This window comes from Vibrio sp. 10N.222.48.A3, assembly GCF_041475345.1.
Lineage (GTDB): Bacteria > Pseudomonadota > Gammaproteobacteria > Enterobacterales > Vibrionaceae > Vibrio > Vibrio tasmaniensis_A.
This window is the reverse complement of record NZ_JBFRVX010000484.1, coordinates 1-667: the sequence shown is the minus strand read 5'-3', so window position 1 is coordinate 667 and position 667 is coordinate 1. Positions and strand designations below refer to the sequence as shown.

Genomic DNA, 667 nt, shown 5'->3' with positions numbered 1-667 from the left:
ATCTTTGATCTGATTGAAATATTCGAACAGATACAACTTAAGAGCGAACTCGCAAAAGATATTGAGAAACAGCGTGTAACCTATAAAAGTTGGTTAGATGTTGAAGGTGTCGATCAAGAGATGCTGACATCATTGCTCAATGATATTAGTCATATCTATCGTGAACTGATGCAGGCGGAACGTTTTGGGCAATCATTAAAAGAGGACCGCTTCCTTAGCGCCATTCGTCAACGCTTTAACTTGCCAGGTGGCTCATGTTGCTTTGATTTACCGGCTCTACATTATTGGCTTCATCTTCCTCTTGATAAGAGAGTTAGAGATGCTGAGACATGGATGAATAGCCTACAGCCTCTGTATGAAGCACTAACACTATGGTTGAAGCTCACCAGAGAGACTGGTCACTTTAAGGATCAGATCGCTCGTACAGGTTTCTTCCAAAGCGATGCTGATGAAGCGAATATCCTTCGCCTTTCAATTCCAATGCAGTACGGTGCCTACCCGATGATCTCGGGACATAAAAACCGTTTCGCTATTAAATTTATGAGCTTTGAAACTGGGCAAGCCTGTACTCAAGATATTGAATTTGAGTTGGCTATCTGCAGCTAATTCATTTCCTTTATTGTTTGGCTTGAGTCCTCACTCGAGGCTAAACTCACTATTATTACAC

General features: G+C 41.7%; 1 protein-coding gene. It reads left to right on the top strand.

Going from position 1 to position 667, the window contains the following annotated elements; translation table 11 throughout:
• The coding region (gene zapD, locus AB4653_RS14325; protein WP_372104524.1) for a cell division protein ZapD at positions 1-606 on the top strand (606 nt) is incomplete at its 5' end.
• Positions 607-667 lie beyond the last annotated feature (61 nt).